Annotated in this window: 16 protein-coding genes; 8 read left to right on the top strand and 8 right to left on the bottom strand. The window is 46.7% G+C overall.

What is annotated here, in order from left to right:
- Positions 1-76: 76 nt before the first annotated feature.
- From minE to minC, 3 genes are read right to left on the bottom strand one after another with little or no spacing between them, the layout of a single operon-like run.
- Positions 77-334: a cell division topological specificity factor MinE gene (minE, locus tag N5E87_RS12115; RefSeq protein WP_011622938.1), complete on the bottom strand. Its 258-nt coding sequence runs from the start codon at positions 332-334 to the stop codon at positions 77-79.
- A 2-nt stretch (positions 335-336) separates the two neighbouring features.
- Positions 337-1,146 carry a septum site-determining protein MinD gene (minD, locus tag N5E87_RS12110; RefSeq protein ID WP_011717313.1) on the bottom strand — a complete coding sequence of 270 codons (810 nt, stop codon included), beginning with the start codon at positions 1,144-1,146 and terminating at the stop codon, positions 337-339.
- A gap of 27 nt (positions 1,147-1,173) precedes the next feature.
- The gene (gene minC, locus N5E87_RS12105; RefSeq protein WP_011717312.1) at positions 1,174-1,839 is read right to left on the bottom strand and encodes a septum site-determining protein MinC; all 666 of its coding nucleotides are present in this window, start codon (positions 1,837-1,839) and stop codon (positions 1,174-1,176) included.
- A 123-nt stretch (positions 1,840-1,962) separates the two neighbouring features.
- Here minC and N5E87_RS12100 point away from each other — a divergent pair, with 123 nt between their 5' ends.
- The 3 genes from N5E87_RS12100 to N5E87_RS12090 are packed head-to-tail and all read left to right on the top strand — an operon-like array spanning position 1,963 to position 3,765.
- On the top strand, positions 1,963-2,241 hold the full coding sequence (locus tag N5E87_RS12100) for a YcgL domain-containing protein (RefSeq protein WP_011717311.1): 279 nt from the start codon (positions 1,963-1,965) through the stop codon (positions 2,239-2,241).
- Positions 2,242-2,265: 24 nt separating this feature from the next.
- Positions 2,266-3,267: a lytic murein transglycosylase gene (locus N5E87_RS12095; RefSeq protein WP_086904115.1), complete on the top strand. Its 1,002-nt coding sequence runs from the start codon at positions 2,266-2,268 to the stop codon at positions 3,265-3,267.
- Between the two features lie 57 nt (positions 3,268-3,324).
- Complete coding sequence (locus N5E87_RS12090) at positions 3,325-3,765, top strand: YcgN family cysteine cluster protein (RefSeq protein ID WP_086904116.1); 441 nt, start codon at positions 3,325-3,327, stop codon at positions 3,763-3,765.
- A 245-nt stretch (positions 3,766-4,010) separates the two neighbouring features.
- Here N5E87_RS12090 and N5E87_RS12085 read toward each other — a convergent pair whose 3' ends face one another.
- Complete coding sequence (locus tag N5E87_RS12085; protein WP_086904117.1) at positions 4,011-4,511, bottom strand: peptidylprolyl isomerase; 501 nt, start codon at positions 4,509-4,511, stop codon at positions 4,011-4,013.
- 45 nt (positions 4,512-4,556) lie between these two features.
- A complete protein-coding gene (locus tag N5E87_RS12080; RefSeq protein WP_086904118.1) occupies positions 4,557-6,032 on the bottom strand; it encodes a DEAD/DEAH box helicase in 1,476 nt (491 codons plus the stop codon).
- A 311-nt stretch (positions 6,033-6,343) separates the two neighbouring features.
- Here N5E87_RS12080 and N5E87_RS12075 point away from each other — a divergent pair, with 311 nt between their 5' ends.
- A complete protein-coding gene (locus tag N5E87_RS12075) occupies positions 6,344-8,134 on the top strand; it encodes a DUF885 domain-containing protein (protein ID WP_086904119.1) in 1,791 nt (596 codons plus the stop codon).
- A 201-nt stretch (positions 8,135-8,335) separates the two neighbouring features.
- Here the strand turns inward: N5E87_RS12075 and N5E87_RS12070 are convergent, their stop codons facing one another.
- Positions 8,336-8,656, bottom strand: coding sequence for a hypothetical protein (locus N5E87_RS12070; RefSeq protein ID WP_086904120.1), 321 nt, complete (start codon positions 8,654-8,656; stop codon positions 8,336-8,338).
- Between the two features lie 219 nt (positions 8,657-8,875).
- On the opposite strand from N5E87_RS12070, the gene N5E87_RS12065 reads away from it, so the two are divergent.
- From N5E87_RS12065 to N5E87_RS12055, 3 genes are read left to right on the top strand one after another with little or no spacing between them, the layout of a single operon-like run.
- Positions 8,876-9,370: a putative 4-hydroxy-4-methyl-2-oxoglutarate aldolase gene (locus tag N5E87_RS12065; RefSeq protein ID WP_086904121.1), complete on the top strand. Its 495-nt coding sequence runs from the start codon at positions 8,876-8,878 to the stop codon at positions 9,368-9,370.
- Between the two features lie 42 nt (positions 9,371-9,412).
- On the top strand, positions 9,413-11,233 hold the full coding sequence (locus N5E87_RS12060) for an AsmA family protein (RefSeq protein WP_086904122.1): 1,821 nt from the start codon (positions 9,413-9,415) through the stop codon (positions 11,231-11,233).
- A gap of 2 nt (positions 11,234-11,235) precedes the next feature.
- Positions 11,236-11,895, top strand: a complete 660-nt coding sequence (locus tag N5E87_RS12055) for a BsuPI-related putative proteinase inhibitor (protein ID WP_086904123.1) — start codon at positions 11,236-11,238, stop codon at positions 11,893-11,895.
- 263 nt (positions 11,896-12,158) lie between these two features.
- On the opposite strand, the gene N5E87_RS12050 is transcribed toward N5E87_RS12055, so the two are convergent.
- The gene (locus N5E87_RS12050; protein ID WP_011717301.1) at positions 12,159-13,706 is read right to left on the bottom strand and encodes a LysM peptidoglycan-binding domain-containing protein; all 1,548 of its coding nucleotides are present in this window, start codon (positions 13,704-13,706) and stop codon (positions 12,159-12,161) included.
- A 252-nt stretch (positions 13,707-13,958) separates the two neighbouring features.
- Complete coding sequence (gloB, locus tag N5E87_RS12045) at positions 13,959-14,762, bottom strand: hydroxyacylglutathione hydrolase (protein ID WP_011717300.1); 804 nt, start codon at positions 14,760-14,762, stop codon at positions 13,959-13,961.
- A 175-nt stretch (positions 14,763-14,937) separates the two neighbouring features.
- Here gloB and N5E87_RS12040 point away from each other — a divergent pair, with 175 nt between their 5' ends.
- Positions 14,938-15,672 carry a class I SAM-dependent methyltransferase gene (locus tag N5E87_RS12040; RefSeq protein ID WP_011717299.1) on the top strand — a complete coding sequence of 245 codons (735 nt, stop codon included), beginning with the start codon at positions 14,938-14,940 and terminating at the stop codon, positions 15,670-15,672.
- Positions 15,673-15,688 lie beyond the last annotated feature (16 nt).

Here is a 15,688-nt window from a genome sequence, read left to right as displayed (position 1 = left end):
CTTATTTCGCCTAAGATTCGACAAACACGCAGCAGAAAGCGTCATCCCCGTGATGAGGATGACGCCAACGCTCGACTTATCTGTCAGGCAATGTGACGTTAAGTTCGAGTACCGACAGGTTATCGTCGTTCTGATCTAACTGCACAGAAACTTGATCATCAGAAATATGCACATATTTGCGGATAACGGCGATAATTTCTTGTTTCATCTGTGGAAAATAATCAGGGGTATCCCGTTGTCCACGTTGATGGGCCACAATAATTTGTAGTCGCTCTTTTGCCATTACCGCAGTGCTAGGCTTTTTCTTGCTTTTGAAATAGTCGAGTAAAGACATAATTAGCTACCAAATATCCGTTGTAAGAAACCTTTTTTCTCTTCCGTAATGAAGCGTACTGGCACATCTTCACCCAGTAAACGCGCGACCGTATCACTGTAAGCCGCACCTGCATCACTCTCTTGATCGATAATCACAGGCACACCCGAGTTAGAGGCCTTGAGTACAGATTGCGATTCAGGGATAACACCAAGTAATTCAATGGCAAGGATTTCTTTTACATCGTCAACACTTAACATTTCGCCCGATTTTACCCGACTCGGCGAATAACGAGTCAGCAGTAAGTACTCTTTTATCGGCTCTAAATTCAGTTCGGCGCGGCGTGACTTGCTCTGCAGCATGCCCAGAATACGGTCAGAGTCGCGAACCGAGCTCACTTCAGGGTTGGTGGTCACAATAGCGATATCGGCAAAATACAGTGCCATCATTGCGCCTTGCTCAATCCCTGCGGGAGAGTCACAAATAATAAAATCAAATTCTTTCGCTAAATCATCGAGCACACGACCCACGCCTTCTTTGGTCAGTGCATCTTTATCGCGGGTTTGCGATGCCGGCAGTACAAACAGTTTTTCACAGCGTTTGTCTTTAATCAGTGCCTGATTTAAATTGGCTTCGCCGTTGATCACATTGACAAAGTCATAGACGACGCGGCGCTCGCAGCCCATGATCAAATCTAAGTTACGTAAACCAATATCGAAATCGATAACAACAGTTTTATGCCCTTGTATTGCAAGTCCAGTTGCAATCGCCGCACTGGATGTGGTTTTACCAACACCACCTTTACCTGAAGTGACAACAATAATTTGTGCCATGTTTCTCTCTATCCTTTTTTATGCCATTTAGAGGGGCAATGATTCAACGATAAGCGACTCGCCATTTAAGCGAATGCAGCCGCTTTTATCTGAGCTATGTTGTTGTAGATTTTCAGCGAGCCAATATTGCCCTGCTATTGAAACTAATTCGGCCTCGAGGGAATGGGCGATGATTACCGCGCTGCTGTCGCCGGCCGCGCCCGCCATGGCTTTTCCTCGTAATGCGCCATAAATATGAATGCTACCATCGGCAATGACTTCAGCGCCATTACCTACGGCACCAAATATGATTAAATCACCATTTTTTGCATAGACCTGCTGGCCTGAGCGGATATTTTGCTTCAAAACCTTCGTTTGACGCGGGGCAGGTGGGGGCGTCACGCTTTGTTTGCCCGCTTTGACGATGGCAAGGCCTAGGGTCTTGGCTTGATTACTAAGAGCGGTCGTTGCTCCGGTGATCCCCACGATAACGAGCTGGCGGGAAAGTAATAACTCTTTTAAGCCATGTAAATTGAAATCGTTATCTTGGATGGCGCTGAGATTGACGACTAAAGGGGCACCCAGAAAAAATTGAGGGGCTTGTGCCAATTTGCTATCTAATTCAGCCATGACAGCATTTAAGTCGCTGCTATTGATATGAAGCACTGAAAGAGTAAAAGAAGCGCCTTTTAACTCTAAGCTAGGTTTTGACATCCCGGCACTATTCTCCAGAAATCATCAGTCGGTTCGCTGATTTTACAATTAAATTACTAGGCGACCATGTTATAGTGTGCCCCATTGACTGGCAAGTTTGAACTATTGGATATTTATACTCTTATGCTATGTGCGGTTTATAAAAGTAGTCGAAAGGCTGACACTTACTTATTTGTGAACAAAAGGGACTGTTTTGATGATGTTCCCCAAGCGTTGTTGGAGATGTTTGGTGTGCCTCAGTTAGTGATGGTGTTCCCCATCGCTAAGCGTGAATCCCTCGGTATCGCCGATATTCAAAAGGTCAGAGCAGCACTCGAGGAAAAGGGTTTTTATTTACAAATTCCGCCACCGCAGGTTAATTTATTGGCCGAACACAGAGAAAGCCTTGGGATTAAAGACTAGCCCATAAACTGCGGACAAAGGTATATGCCAAAGACCCTCCTTCAACGCGTTGCAGCATGTACATTGATTTTCTTGCCCTTGGTAAGCCATAGCGCGCTCGGGCAAGACGCCTCCTTCAACGATTACCTCCTTAAGCTTAAGCAAGAGGCGAGTGCCCAAGGTATTAGCCAAGCGACGATCAATACGGCTTTTCCGCAGATAAAACGCTTTAAAAAAGCCAATGTGGCCGCAGCGCCAAGCCAATCTAAAACCCTTGAAACCTATCTGCCAGAAGTGGTGCCAGAATGGAAGGTGGATACGGCGCGCGTGCTCTTTAACGAGCATGAGGTGCTATTGAGCAATATTGCCGACAAGTATCAAGTGCAGCCGCGGTTTTTAGTGGCGCTCTGGGGCTTAGTGTCTAACTTTGGGGATGCGTCGGGGGATTATCCTGTGCTGTCTGTCATGGCGTCGTTAGCCTTTACTGGCGAAGATACGGCGCGTTACCAGCGGGAGTTTATGGCTGCGCTTTCCATCATGGATAAAGAGCATCTTAAGTTTGATGATCTTAAAAGCAATGACAAAGGCTTTATGGGGCAAACCCAATTGCTACCGAGTGAATATTTAGCCTACGGCAAAGATGGCGACGGTGATGGTAAAAAAGACATTTGGCACAATGTGGCCGATGCGTTTGCCTCTGCCGCGAACCTGCTTAAGCAGCAGGGCTGGAATGGTGAAGATACTTGGGGACGTCAGGTTCAAGCACCGGCGGATCTTAAGGCCGAGTTTATCGGACTCAACCAATCCCAAACCTTAGCCAAGTGGCAACAGCTAGGTGTCAGGCGTTTCGATAATACGGATTTACCGAATCGTGAGGATATTCACGCTTCGCTTATCATGCCCGACGGTGCCAAGGGCCGGAAATATCTGGTCTATGGCAATTACCGCGCCTTAATGCACTGGCAAGCGGTGAATTATTTAGGCGAGGGCGATTATTTTGGCATCTCTGTGGTGCATTTATCGGAGAGAATTAAGACTCCCCAGTAAATTGGTGTAAAATGGCCCGCATTAAGCGGGTTTTTTATTATGAAGATAAGCGTAAACATGGCATTTTGGCAGAATAAAGCGTTAACCGAGTTGACATCGCAGGAGTGGGAGTCCCTCTGCGATGGTTGTGGTAAGTGTTGTTTAAACAAGTTGATCGATGATGAAACTGAGGAGTTGTATTACACCAATGCAGCTTGCCTATTGCTCGATCATCACAGTGCCAGCTGCAAGCATTATAGTGACCGTTTTAGCCATGTTCCCCAATGTACTGTGATCACACCGCAAAACGTCCATGAACTGACGTGGTTACCCGATAGCTGCGCCTATCGTCGTTTAGCAGCCGGTCGAGAATTGCCAAGCTGGCATCCATTACTCACTGGCTCTAAAGAAGCTATGTACCTTGCGGGGATGTCGATTCAAGGCAAAGTGGTGGATGAGCGCAGGGTGAAAGATATAGAAGATCATATCGTGCTGTGGCCGCTGAAAGATCTAGATTAACGCCATTGCAGCAGCGTTTGTCTCTAATAACTGACGTTAATAAACAGTCAGACGTAAATAAACAAAAAGGAGCAACTAACCATTGGTTTGAGTGCTCCTTTTTTCTATCTAGGGTTTAAAACCAAAGTTTTATCTATCGAGGAATTGCGGTGTTATTGCTGGTCACAGCTAAGTAACGCCACACTCTTCCTCGATTAGATAAAGTAACTTATTCAACGATAATGACTATTTTTCAACGATAATCACTATTTTTCAACAATAGTTACTTTTTCGATAATAATCGGCTCACGGGGCACGTCCTCATGGCCTGCAACACGGGTGGTTTTTACGCCTTCAATTTGCAGCACGACCTCGAGTCCCGCGGTGACTTTACCAAATACCGCATAACCCCAACCGTTGTTCGTGGTTGCTGTGTGGTCGAGGAACTCATTGTTGGCCGTATTAATAAAAAACTGCGCGGTCGCCGAGTGCGGTGCATCGGTACGGGCCATAGCGATAGTGCCAAACACATTCGATAGGCCTTTGTTGGCTTCGTTGACAATCGGTTCGTGGGTGGGCTTTTCCTTCATTTTGGCGGTAAAGCCTCCGCCTTGGATCATAAAGCCTTTGATCACTCGATGGAAAATCGTGTGTTCATAAAAACCTTCCTGGCAGTAGCGGATAAAGTTTTTGGCGGTAACGGGCGCGCGCTCCATATCGAGTTCGATACTGATATCACCGAGGTTGGTTGTAAAAATAATCGTCATATTTGCTTCTGCTATTTTGAGTTAATTCGTTAATAAACTGCTAATTCACTTAGTGCTTTTGTGCCAAGGATTTGCCTGGGTGTCGGTATCCCCCTGCGGCTTGATGCTGTTTTGCCATGGATTAGCTTGCAGTGGATTCGCAGGGCGGCTATCTGAGTAAGCACTTGAGTGAGTACCTGAGCGACTATCAGTCCCTGTCTTTGGGGCTTTAGGCGCAGGAGTTGCTTTGGCACTACGATGCTTCTTGGCTTGTGTCGCCTCAAAGGTGCCCGGCTTGCCACTTGAATAGGGGCGGGGTTGAGCACTTGTCTCGGCGAGCTTGTTGGGTTTACGCTCTGTTGTCGATGCCGATTTAGGCACAAAATCGAGTATGGAAATCGGCACGACTTTTTTCGGCTCAAAGCCAGCTATCTCCCTGCGTACGATAACATGACCCAAGCGACGCTCGATCGCGCATAGGTTTCTGAAATCATCCTTAGAAACAAAGGAAATTGCTTCACCTTGGTTACCCGCACGTCCGGTACGGCCAATGCGGTGAATATAGTCGTCGGCTTCATCGGGTAAGTCGTAGTTAATCACCCGCGCTAAGGCATCGATATCAATACCGCGTGAGGCCACACCCGTAGCGACCAAGAAGGAGACTTTCCCCGCTTTAAAATCGATAAGCAGTTGCTCGCGTACCGCTTGGCTACGACCACTGTGAAAAGCCTCCGCAACAATGCCACGCTTTTCTAACTGGCTAACCAATTTGGCGGCGCCGTGTTTGGTTTGGATAAAAATTAATGCCTGTGACCAGTTATTTTCTTGGATCAAATGACTCAGCAGTGCCGACTTTTTATCTTTATCGACCGTGGTCAACCATTGGTCAATATGAGTTGACGCCGCGCTCTTACGACTGATTTCAATTTCGATGGCGTCCGGAATCGCGGATTTCGCCAGCGCCTTAACTTGTTTCGATAAGGTGGCTGAAAATAAGAGGTTTTGTCTCTGCTCGGGCAGCTTTTCGATGATGCTATTAATGTCTTCGATAAAGCCCATATCAAGCATGCGGTCGGCTTCGTCGAGCACCAATACTGAGACTTCATCGAAACGGATGGCCCTTTGGGTATACATGTCGAGTAAACGCCCAGGCGTGGCCACCAGTAAATCGACGCCTTCAATCAGCCGTTTCTTTTGCGGCGCGGCGTCGACACCACCGTACATGGCCATGGCTGTTAAAGGTAAATACTTGGCGTATTGGTTGATATTTTCTTCGACCTGAAGCGCTAACTCACGTGTGGGGGTGAGTATGATGGCGCGCACTCGCTTAGGGCGGATCTTGGGGGCATCGGCGAATCTGTGCAGCAGCGGCAGTACAAAACTGGCGGTTTTACCTGTGCCCGTTTGCGCCGCGGCAAGCACATTCTTGCCCGCTAAAATGCTGGGAATGGCCTTTGTCTGTATCGGCGTGGGGTTCGTGTAACCCAGTTCAGTCACCGCTTTGACAAGCGCGCTGTGTAATCCAAGTTGGGAGAATGGCATTGAGAGTCTCAACTAAATGATTTATTGGCAAACTGTAGGCCTAAGGCGAACAGCGAAGCAGGTCGCTATTATAGCAGTAGCAATAGTGAAATAGGGGATTATCTCACGCAGGTTGATAGTTGAGCGCTATCGGCACTCGGGCTTACAAATTTGTAACTGGGCATGTATTCGCTTGCAACACAGCTGCAATTAGGCGGCTGATATGATTAACTTAAGTCCTTTTATTGGCGTCTGATGAGTTAAGTTTTAGACGCTTACGGTCGCCTCGAGGCACTGGAATTAACGCATAAATATAAAAAGGACGAAAAAGAATGAAGAAAACCGCCATCTCTCTTGCGATCTTGTTATCGCTCACAGGCCTTGCGGGTTGCCAATCGCAATCAACTCAAGCGTCAGCCGATATCGCCAAATCAAGCGCCGTCAGTGCCGATGTGAAGACCAGCGCCTTTGCACAATTTAGCCAGACCTTTATCGATGATTTGTGGCAATTAGCGCCAACCTGGGCGCTCTACAGCGGCAAACATGTTAATGATGGCTATTTAGAAATCCCCAATGAAGCCAGCCGTGTTAAAACCCTTGCCTTTGTAAAAGCCCAGCAGGCAAAGCTGAAACAGTTTGAACTTAAGTCTCTGAACTCTAACGAAACCATCGATTATCACTTGATTGATAACCTGCTAAACAGCATGGCGTGGGAAATCACCGACTTTAAATCTTGGCAATGGGATCCCTCGAGCTATAACGTGGCGGGCGGTTTTGCACAAATCATCAATGAAAACTTTGCGCCACTGGATGACAGATTACGTTCCGTATTGGCCAGAATGGAAAATATCCCAGCTTATTACGCCGCGGCGCGCAGCAATATTCAGCAGCCAACCCTAGAACATACTGAATTGGCTGTGATGCAAAACCAAGGTGCGTTTTCGGTCTTTTCCGATGATTTATTGAAGCAAGTGGCGGATTCTGGTCTGTCAGATGCGGAAAAATCGCTGTTTAAATCCCGTTTCGACACGGCAACGAAAGCAATTAACGAACATATTACTTGGTTAAATGCACAGGTTAGCCAACTGAAAAAAGACGGTGCCCGCAGTTTTAGAATTGGTGAAGAATTATACGAGCAAAAGTTTGCCTTTGATATCCAAGCGGGTATGACAGCAAAACAGCTCTATCAAAAAGCCATGGCAGATAAAGAAAGAGTGCAAGGTGAAATGGCGAAGATCACCGACAAGCTGTGGCCAAAATATTTCACTACGCCAAAACCTGCCGACAATAAAATCGCGATTCGCCAATTGATTGATAAATTATCGACAGAGCACGTTAAGCGTGATGACTTTGTGAGCGAAGTACGTAAACAAATTCCTGAGTTGATTGAATTTGTAAATCAAAAAGACTTAGTGACCTTAGATCCTAAAAAACCATTAGTCGTGCGTGAAACCCCTGAGTATATGCGGGGTTATGCGGGAGCTTCGATTAGTGCGCCTGGTCCTTATGATAAATTAGGCAATACCTATTATAACGTCACGCCACTCGATGGTATGAGTGATGAATCCGCAGAAAGCTATTTACGCGAATATAACCACTGGATATTACAGATTTTAAATATCCATGAGGCGATTCCTGGACACTACACCCAATTAGTTTATTCCAATGAGTCACCAAGCTTAGTGAAAAGCTTATTTGGTAATGGCGCCATGGTCGAAGGTTGGGCCGTTTATACCGAACGCATGATGCTTGAAGAGGGTTATGGTAATTTCGAGCCTGAAATGTGGTTGATGTATTACAAGTGGAATTTACGTGTTATCTGTAACACCATATTAGACTACAGCATTCATGTTAAAGGCATGACTGAAGAGCAAGCCATCAGTCTGATGATGGATGAAGCGTTCCAGCAACGTGCTGAGGCGGAAGGTAAATGGCGCCGTGCCACCCTAAGCCAAGTACAGCTGACCAGTTACTACTCGGGTTACCGCGAAATTTACGATTTCCGCGAAGAATATAAGCAGCTCAAAGGCAAGGATTTTGACCTAAAAGCATTCCATGAGAAGTTTTTAAGTTATGGCAGTGCACCGGTGAAATATATTCGCCAATTAATGTTAGAGCAGTAATCCGTCACCCAGATATAAGGCGCTAACTGAGCGCCTTATATCTGTTCTCTAAACGCCATTCGGTAACATCAGGCATTAATCATGAATGATGTTTAATGACGTCCTTAAGACCGCCGAAATCACTCAAGCAAAAATCTTGTTATTCCGTACTGAATCGAGATGTTCGCAGACAAAGGGAGATGTGCTGATTATCGAAGAGGGTTATTTCTTAGTGCTAGACTCTGCCATGATGGCTAAAACTTCTTCGTAGGAAAGGTTTAATTCGCGAGAGAGGTTGATGATTTTGGTTTTATAGGTTTGAATGTTTTCTTGTTGTGCGAGCTGATGTTTCTTTTCTTCTACTAATTCGTTAACAGTTTCTTGCAATATCAATAATCGACGTAAACTGTAGTCTAGGGATTTGATATATTTCCCCATTTGTTGTTTATTACGGGCTTGCTCAAGATCCGTTGAGGCTTTTTTCTCATATCCATATTCATCGAGCGCGGCAATAGCGCTTTGCAAATCAAGATCTGTTGTCATTTGGTATTCACTTTATTACAAGAAGTTGAGAAGCTAAATAATGAATTAACGTACCCAAGCGGGTGTCATAGGAGGTTAACTATCGCAGATTATCATGTTTATGCCAATGCTCATAAACTATTTAAAGTGCAAACCTCATTAAAAAGTCGAGTTTCGCATTAGGCTTGTAGGGGTCTACAATAATGGTTAGTCTAAACTTTTCACTTCGCGGAGATCCAAATGCTTGATCTATTGCCTGATTTGTTCGATCACTACCCTACAAAACTGTCGCTGTTACCGCTCGATTTTCGCAGTTTTGGTGGTAAGCGTTTGTTTTGGGGTGAAGTTGTAACGGTCAAATGTTTTGAAGATAACTCCAAAGTGAAAGAAGTGCTGGCCCAGCCCGGTCATGGAAAAGTATTGGTCGTTGATGGTGGCGGCTCACCCCGGCGGGCGTTATTAGGGGATTTGATTGCGCAAAGTGCCCTCGATAACGGTTGGCAAGGTGTGGTGATTAATGGCTATGTCCGTGATGTGGCAAGGCTTTCTACTTTTAATCTTGGCGTCTATGCATTAGGGGCAATGCCCATCAAGACCGAAAAATTAAACCAAGGTCAAATCGATGTGCCGATTGAGTTTGGCGCTGTGACAGTAAAACCCGGCATGATGCTTTATGCCGATGAGAATGGCATTGCCGTGAGCGAGGCGTCATTAAATTTTGCCTTTCTAAGTTAAGTGTTATCAAAAATTCAAGATGTTATTGATAAGGATGTTTCTATGAAATTCATTAAGTGGCTTTTAGCTCTTCTGGTGACCTTAGTGGTTGCAGTCACCTTATATCTCACCGTATTTTTCGACCCTAATGATTTTAAACCAGAAATTGTCAACGCCGTTAAAAAGCAGACTGGGCGTGAGCTTGTCATCGGTGATGATTTGTCGTGGACATTTTTCCCGACGGTTGGGATTAATCTAGGGGGGATTTCACTCTCTAATCCCGAGGGATTTACACCCAAATCTATGCTTGAAGTGAATAAAGCTGTGGCAGAAGTTGAGCTTATGCCACTGTTTAGCAAGCAAATTGAAATCGCGCAGCTAAGCCTTGATGGTGCAAAAATCAATCTGGTCACCCGTAAAAATGGCAGTTCGAGCCTCGATGGCTTAACTGGCAAGGGCGCTGAAAAACCAACAACGCCTGCCGAGCCAAGCGCCAAAGCACAATTAACGAGCATTGATGTGGGCGGCGTTTCGATTACCAATACCGAAATCAATTTGATTGATGAAGCCAAGGGACAAACCCAAACCTTAACCTTGAAGCAATTTACGCTGGGGGCATTTTCACTCGATAAATTTGCGCCTATGGCCTACGAATTTGCCGCGACCCTGCCGGATATGACAGTGAGCAGCAAAGGCGAAGGACAAATAAAGTTAAGCCATGATTTTAATCAACTGGTGATTGAGAAGCTGGATATTGAGACTCAAGTTGAAGGCGAGGGGATCCCCAATAAAAAACTGACTGCTGAGGTTAGCCTAAACAGCCAAATCGCATTAGATAAAAAGCAGTTGTCGGCAGACATCAGTAAATTAGCGGCGATGGATATTAATGCAGCGGGTAAGTTGGCGGTGAATTACGGCGGTAAAGTGCCGCAAATTAACGCTGATTTCCAACTGGGTGACATTGACCTCGATGCCTTATTGCCAAAATCTGATACGGCGGAAAAGCAAGCTGCTGCCACGCCTTCACAGGCTCAGGCGGTAGAGCCCGACCTTACCGCGCTCAATGGCTTAGATGCCAAACTGACATTAGCGGTCAAATCCATCAAGGTGGCGAACTTATCAACGCAAAACTGGTTGATGGATTTAGGCATTAAGAATGGTGTGGTTGATCTTAAGCAACTGACGGCGGATCTTTACCAAGGTAAGTTGATGCTGAATGCGCAGGTTGATGCCCGCTCAAAAGTTGCCAGTTACCAATTTGATAAGCAAATTTCGGGTGTTCAGATCCGTCCATTACTAAAAGATGCCGCCGAGCTGGAAATTCTGGCCGGTACAGCCAATTTCAACGTTAAGGGTAAAGGTAAGAGTTTAATTCCAGAGCAGTTGAAGAAAAACCTACTTGCTAATGGCCGTTTTGATATTACCGACGGTGCCCTTTACGGGGTGAATATTCCGCAAATGATCCGTAGCGCTCAGGCCAAGTTAAAGGGGGACATGTCCGCCGACACCAAAGAAGAGCGTAAAACCGACTTCTCTAGCCTGACGGGTAACTTCAGCCTAGAGAACGGTGTGGCGACCAATCCTGATCTTGCCATGTCATCACCGCTATTACGGGTGGCGGGTAAGGGCAGTGCAAACCTGTTGACCGAAGGCTTGGATTACCGATTGACCACGACCTTAGTGAACTCCCTCAAAGGTCAGGGTGGTAGCGAGAAAAATGCCTTGGCTGGCATTGATATTCCACTTGCGATCACCGGCACCTTCCAAAAACCTGAATATGCTTTAGATACCCAAGCGCTGCTGAACAATCAGTTGAAGGAAGAAACGGATAAAGCCAAGGATAAATTAAAGGACTCCCTACTGAAAAAACTCGGTGGTTTTTAGGCATGGGAAAACACACTGCTAAGCAAGTGTCTGGTAGCAAGCTTCAACCTAAGCAGGCATTAACGCGCATTGCGCGCCCGCTTGGGATGGCATTGGTGGCGGGGCAGCTGTTTGGCTGCTTTGCCCCGCAAGCCCAGACTAATGCGCCAAAAACCGATATTCGTACCGAGGCTGCTAAACAACCCGAAGTGGTACAGACCGCCAATTTAGCGGCGAAACTACAGGGAATTGAAGCAAAATCCAGCTTAAAAGTGGAACAGGTATCGAACAAACCGTCTCAGGCTTTGCTCACGGGTACGCTTTCCCTCGATACTTTTGTGGATTTTAAACAACCCCTTAAGGCGACATTAACGGTTCGCAATCCCTCGACTCAGGCGGTTGCACTGCGTTATCACTCGGGTATGACTGCCGATTTGTTACTGACCACACTGCAAGGAAAGCGTCTTTGGGCTTGGTCTGACGATATGATGTTTACTCAAGCCCTGCGTGATACTCAGTTAGCCGCTGGTGAGGAGCTGGTGGTCAGGTTTGCGATCCCGGCAAAAGCCTTGGCTGGGATCCCAAATGAAGGAGCCCATCTTGAGGCGCAATTTGCCGCTAAGGCGCTGGAGAGTGAATTGCCAGCAATGGCGCCCGTGGTGTACTTGCTCACCCTCGAGTAGCGGTTGCTAAACATAGCGCCATTCTTGCAAACTACTGTGTATTTAACATTGCAGATTGAAAGACAGCAGGCTCGAAGTACAAGTCTCGAGGGGATTTTGGACGGATCTTGCGAATAAAAAAGGCAGTAACCAAGTGTTACTGCCTTTTTGTTTGCCCTATTAAAAGGCTTAAGTGTTTAATGCTTGCCGAACCTGCACTGCTTTTGTACAGATTAATGGGCTTAACTCAATATCTAAGCAGCTATGTCGCTAAGTACTAAACATCACGCATTTAAATTGCTTTCATCCACCACCAGCTTTAACACTTGGCCGGGTTGAATGTATTGCGATGAGGTTAAGCTATTCCACTCGAGCAGCTCGGCAACCGTCACTTTAAACTTGCTGGCAATGCGCGCTAAGGAGTCGCCAGATTTCACCTTGTAGCTGACGGTGCGAATCTGCTCCGCTTCCGCTTGGGTTGGCGGCGCAACGATGGTCAGTTTTTGGCCCATCTGCAATTTACTGTCTTTGTTTAAATGGTTCCAAGCGGTGAGCTGTTTCACCGATACCTTATGATTCTGCGCGATTTGCCATAGGGTATCGCCGGATTTCACTTGGTAAGTCAACTTATTGCCAGAGGTTGAAGTTGCCGCTTTTTTAGGTAACTTCTGGCTGGTTGACATGGCATACAGCTGTTTATCGTCGGCAGAGACCGGAATAATTAGGTGTCTACCCGCAACGATATTGTTATTTTTCATACCATTAGCCGCACGGATCGCATTGACTGTGGTATGGTGTTTCTTGGCAATGGCACCGATACTGTCACCGGATTTAATGGTGTATCTGAGCCAACTCACACGGGCTTCACTCTCGGTTTCGGCCAGTGCTTTTTTAAACTCTTCTGACTTATCAATCGGCAATACCAGCGTATGGGGTCCCGTCGGTGCAGTGGCCCAGCGGTTGTATCCAGGATTGAGTTTTAATAGCTCATGGGTCGTCATATTGGCGAGCCCAGCCGCCATGGCCAAGTCAATTTGGCTATCGATATCAACCACTTCAATAGAAGGGCTGTTGTCAATTGGCGCTAGCGTAATGCCGTATTCGTCGGCATGTTTAATCACTTCGGCGAGGGCCAACAATTGTGGCACATAACGCTCAGTCTCTTTTGGCAGATCCAGTGACCAAAAATCGGTTTTAAGGCCTTTATCTTCATTGCGTTTAATCGCATTGAGGACGCGAGACTCGCCCGAGTTGTAAGCTGCAATCGCATAAAGCCAATTATTATTGGTTTTGTCATACAGGTATTCGAGCATGTCCAACGCGGCCACCGTGGAGGCGGGCACATCGCGACGGCCGTCGTACCACCAGTTCATCTCTAACCCAAAATGGCTGGCCATTGGGGTTGTAAATTGCCAAAGCCCTGAGGCGGCACTGGCTGAGGATGCACTGGGATCGAAGGCGCTTTCGATAATCGGCAGCAACGCGATCTCAATGGGGAGATGGCGCTTTTCAAGCTCTTCGACGATCAAATACATGTAAGGCGCCGCACGCTCAGAAATCACTTCGAGGTGTTTGGGGTTCTTGATGTACCAATCGCGATAATAGTTAACTAATTTTTTGTCAGGAACGGGGAGTTGCATTCCTTGACGAATTCGCTCCCATACATCAGTAATTTGCGCCGACTCAGGTTCGGTTGCGAGATAATACTGTGGGACGGTATTTTCAGTTGTGACGGTTTCAGCTTCAGGTTTGGTCACCTGATGGTTGTCTAAAGTCTGACAACCTGTGAGCAGGGCAAATCCCCCTGCTACAACATAAAGTGATACTCTCATGGAAAACGATAGTCCTCTGTTAGTGCATTGCCACTGCACAATCTCATCGAGCCTCATTGAGCTAACAAATTGATTATTATGTAAATAGTGGCAACACAGAGCGCAAAGTATTCACGCAAAAACGAGCCATTCTATGGGATCTTTTTGATCTTGTCCCTAAATTATCGTACATCTTGTAGGGTCACTTTTGATTTACATCATCAAAAGTGGGAAAAACTGTATAAATTTCAGCCATAAATAGATCGTTTTTTACTAAAAAATATCTTTCCACTGCCTGAGTAGGGTAAAACAGGTCAGTTCATCTGCTTTAGTCAGATCTTGATCACAAAACTGATTTTTTATGCTGTTGACTATGGTGGGCGACAAAGGGCGCAGAAAGGGATTAATGGCTCGCTCCAATCCGATCGTGGAGGGAATGGTGGCTTTGCCTTGGGCACGAAGGGTGCTTGCTTCCTCCACATAGGCGTTAAGCGCTTCATTATCAGTATCGACCGTTTGGGCAAACTTCAGATTTGATAAAGTGTATTCATGGGCGCAGTAGACTCGGGTTTCATCGGGCAGCGCCGCGAGCAGACTTAAGGATTGCCACATTTGGCTTGGTGTGCCCTCAAATAAGCGGCCGCAACCTGCGCTAAAGAGGGTATCACCGCAAAATAATGCGTCATCAACCAGATAGGCAATATGCCCAGCCGTATGACCAGGAACGGACAGGATACGCACTGGCGCGTCAATAAAAGGCAGAGTGAGTGAATCACTCAGCGTTGGCTCAATTGGCTGATTGATGCCTTGAATATCTTCACTTTGTGGACCATAAACCGCTAAGTCATGGCCTGTGGTCTGTTTTACGTGGTCCGTTAGGGCGGCGATCCCACCCGTGTGGTCCCTATGGTGATGGGTGATCAAAATACCCGCTAACGAGAGTCGCTGGGCGTGCAAGTAGTCGAGCACGACATTGGCATCACCTGGGTCAACCACATACACGGCTTGCTGGGAGTCTTGTCGCAACACCCAGATATAATTGTCATTAAAGGCATTAATCGCTGTTATAGTGAGCATAGCACCGCCGATCGCTGTATTTCGTTTTGAAGATAAGGTTATTATCCATAAGAGGGGCTCACTTGGCGACTGTTGCGATTGCCCATGACAATTGCTCATGGCAAACGCCAAAGCGGTAATGGGCAAGATGGATGATTTGCATTAAGCACATGGGTAACGGGAAGGGAGGAGACTTGTGTCGTATAACAGTTCTATGCGCAAACCCGAGCAATGGGACGATTTGCCCAATGGTCCTGCACTCCAACAAGCCGTTTCCGATAAGCTTGCCGATTGGTGGCCAAGGGTGTTTGGCTATCATCTACTCAAACTCGGTCCCTTAAGCGCCGATCTCTCGAGCATGGCATCCCCCGTTGCCCACCATTTCTCACTGTGCTCAGAACCCAATGCCTCGTTAATTGGCGATTTTTGCCATTTACCCCTACAGAATGGGGTGATCGATGCGGTGCTGATGAGCCTGCTGCTTGAATTTGAGGCAGATCCTTACCGTATCCTGCGGGAAACCGACAGGGTGCTGATCGCCGGCGGCTACTTATTTATCGTGGGCTTTAATCCCCTAAGCCCAGTGTTTCTCGGTAAGTTATGGCCAAAATTTCAGGACAATCTACCCTGGTGCGGGCGTTTTTTTATGCCCTCTCGAGTGCGAGACTGGTTAGGCTTATTAGGCTATCAAGTGGTCAGCGATGAACGTTTAGTCTACCACCCGTTAATTGGTGAGTTTAATGATGGCCGTTTTATGCAGCAAACCTTGGCCTCATGGCTACCCAGTGCGGGCAGCTTATATTTGATTGTGGCACGTAAATTAGAGTCGCCATTAACGCCCATCCGCGACAAACGTAAAGTATTACAGCCGAATTGGACCACAGCCCCGAGCGCGGGTCGAACCGGGCATTTATCCGAACATACCAAATAATTTCATTCATTAATGA

This window comes from Shewanella sp. GD03713, assembly GCF_029843705.1.
Taxonomy (GTDB): domain Bacteria; phylum Pseudomonadota; class Gammaproteobacteria; order Enterobacterales; family Shewanellaceae; genus Shewanella.
The sequence above is the reverse complement of the archived record's forward strand: the minus strand, read 5'-3'. Positions and strand labels throughout refer to the sequence as shown.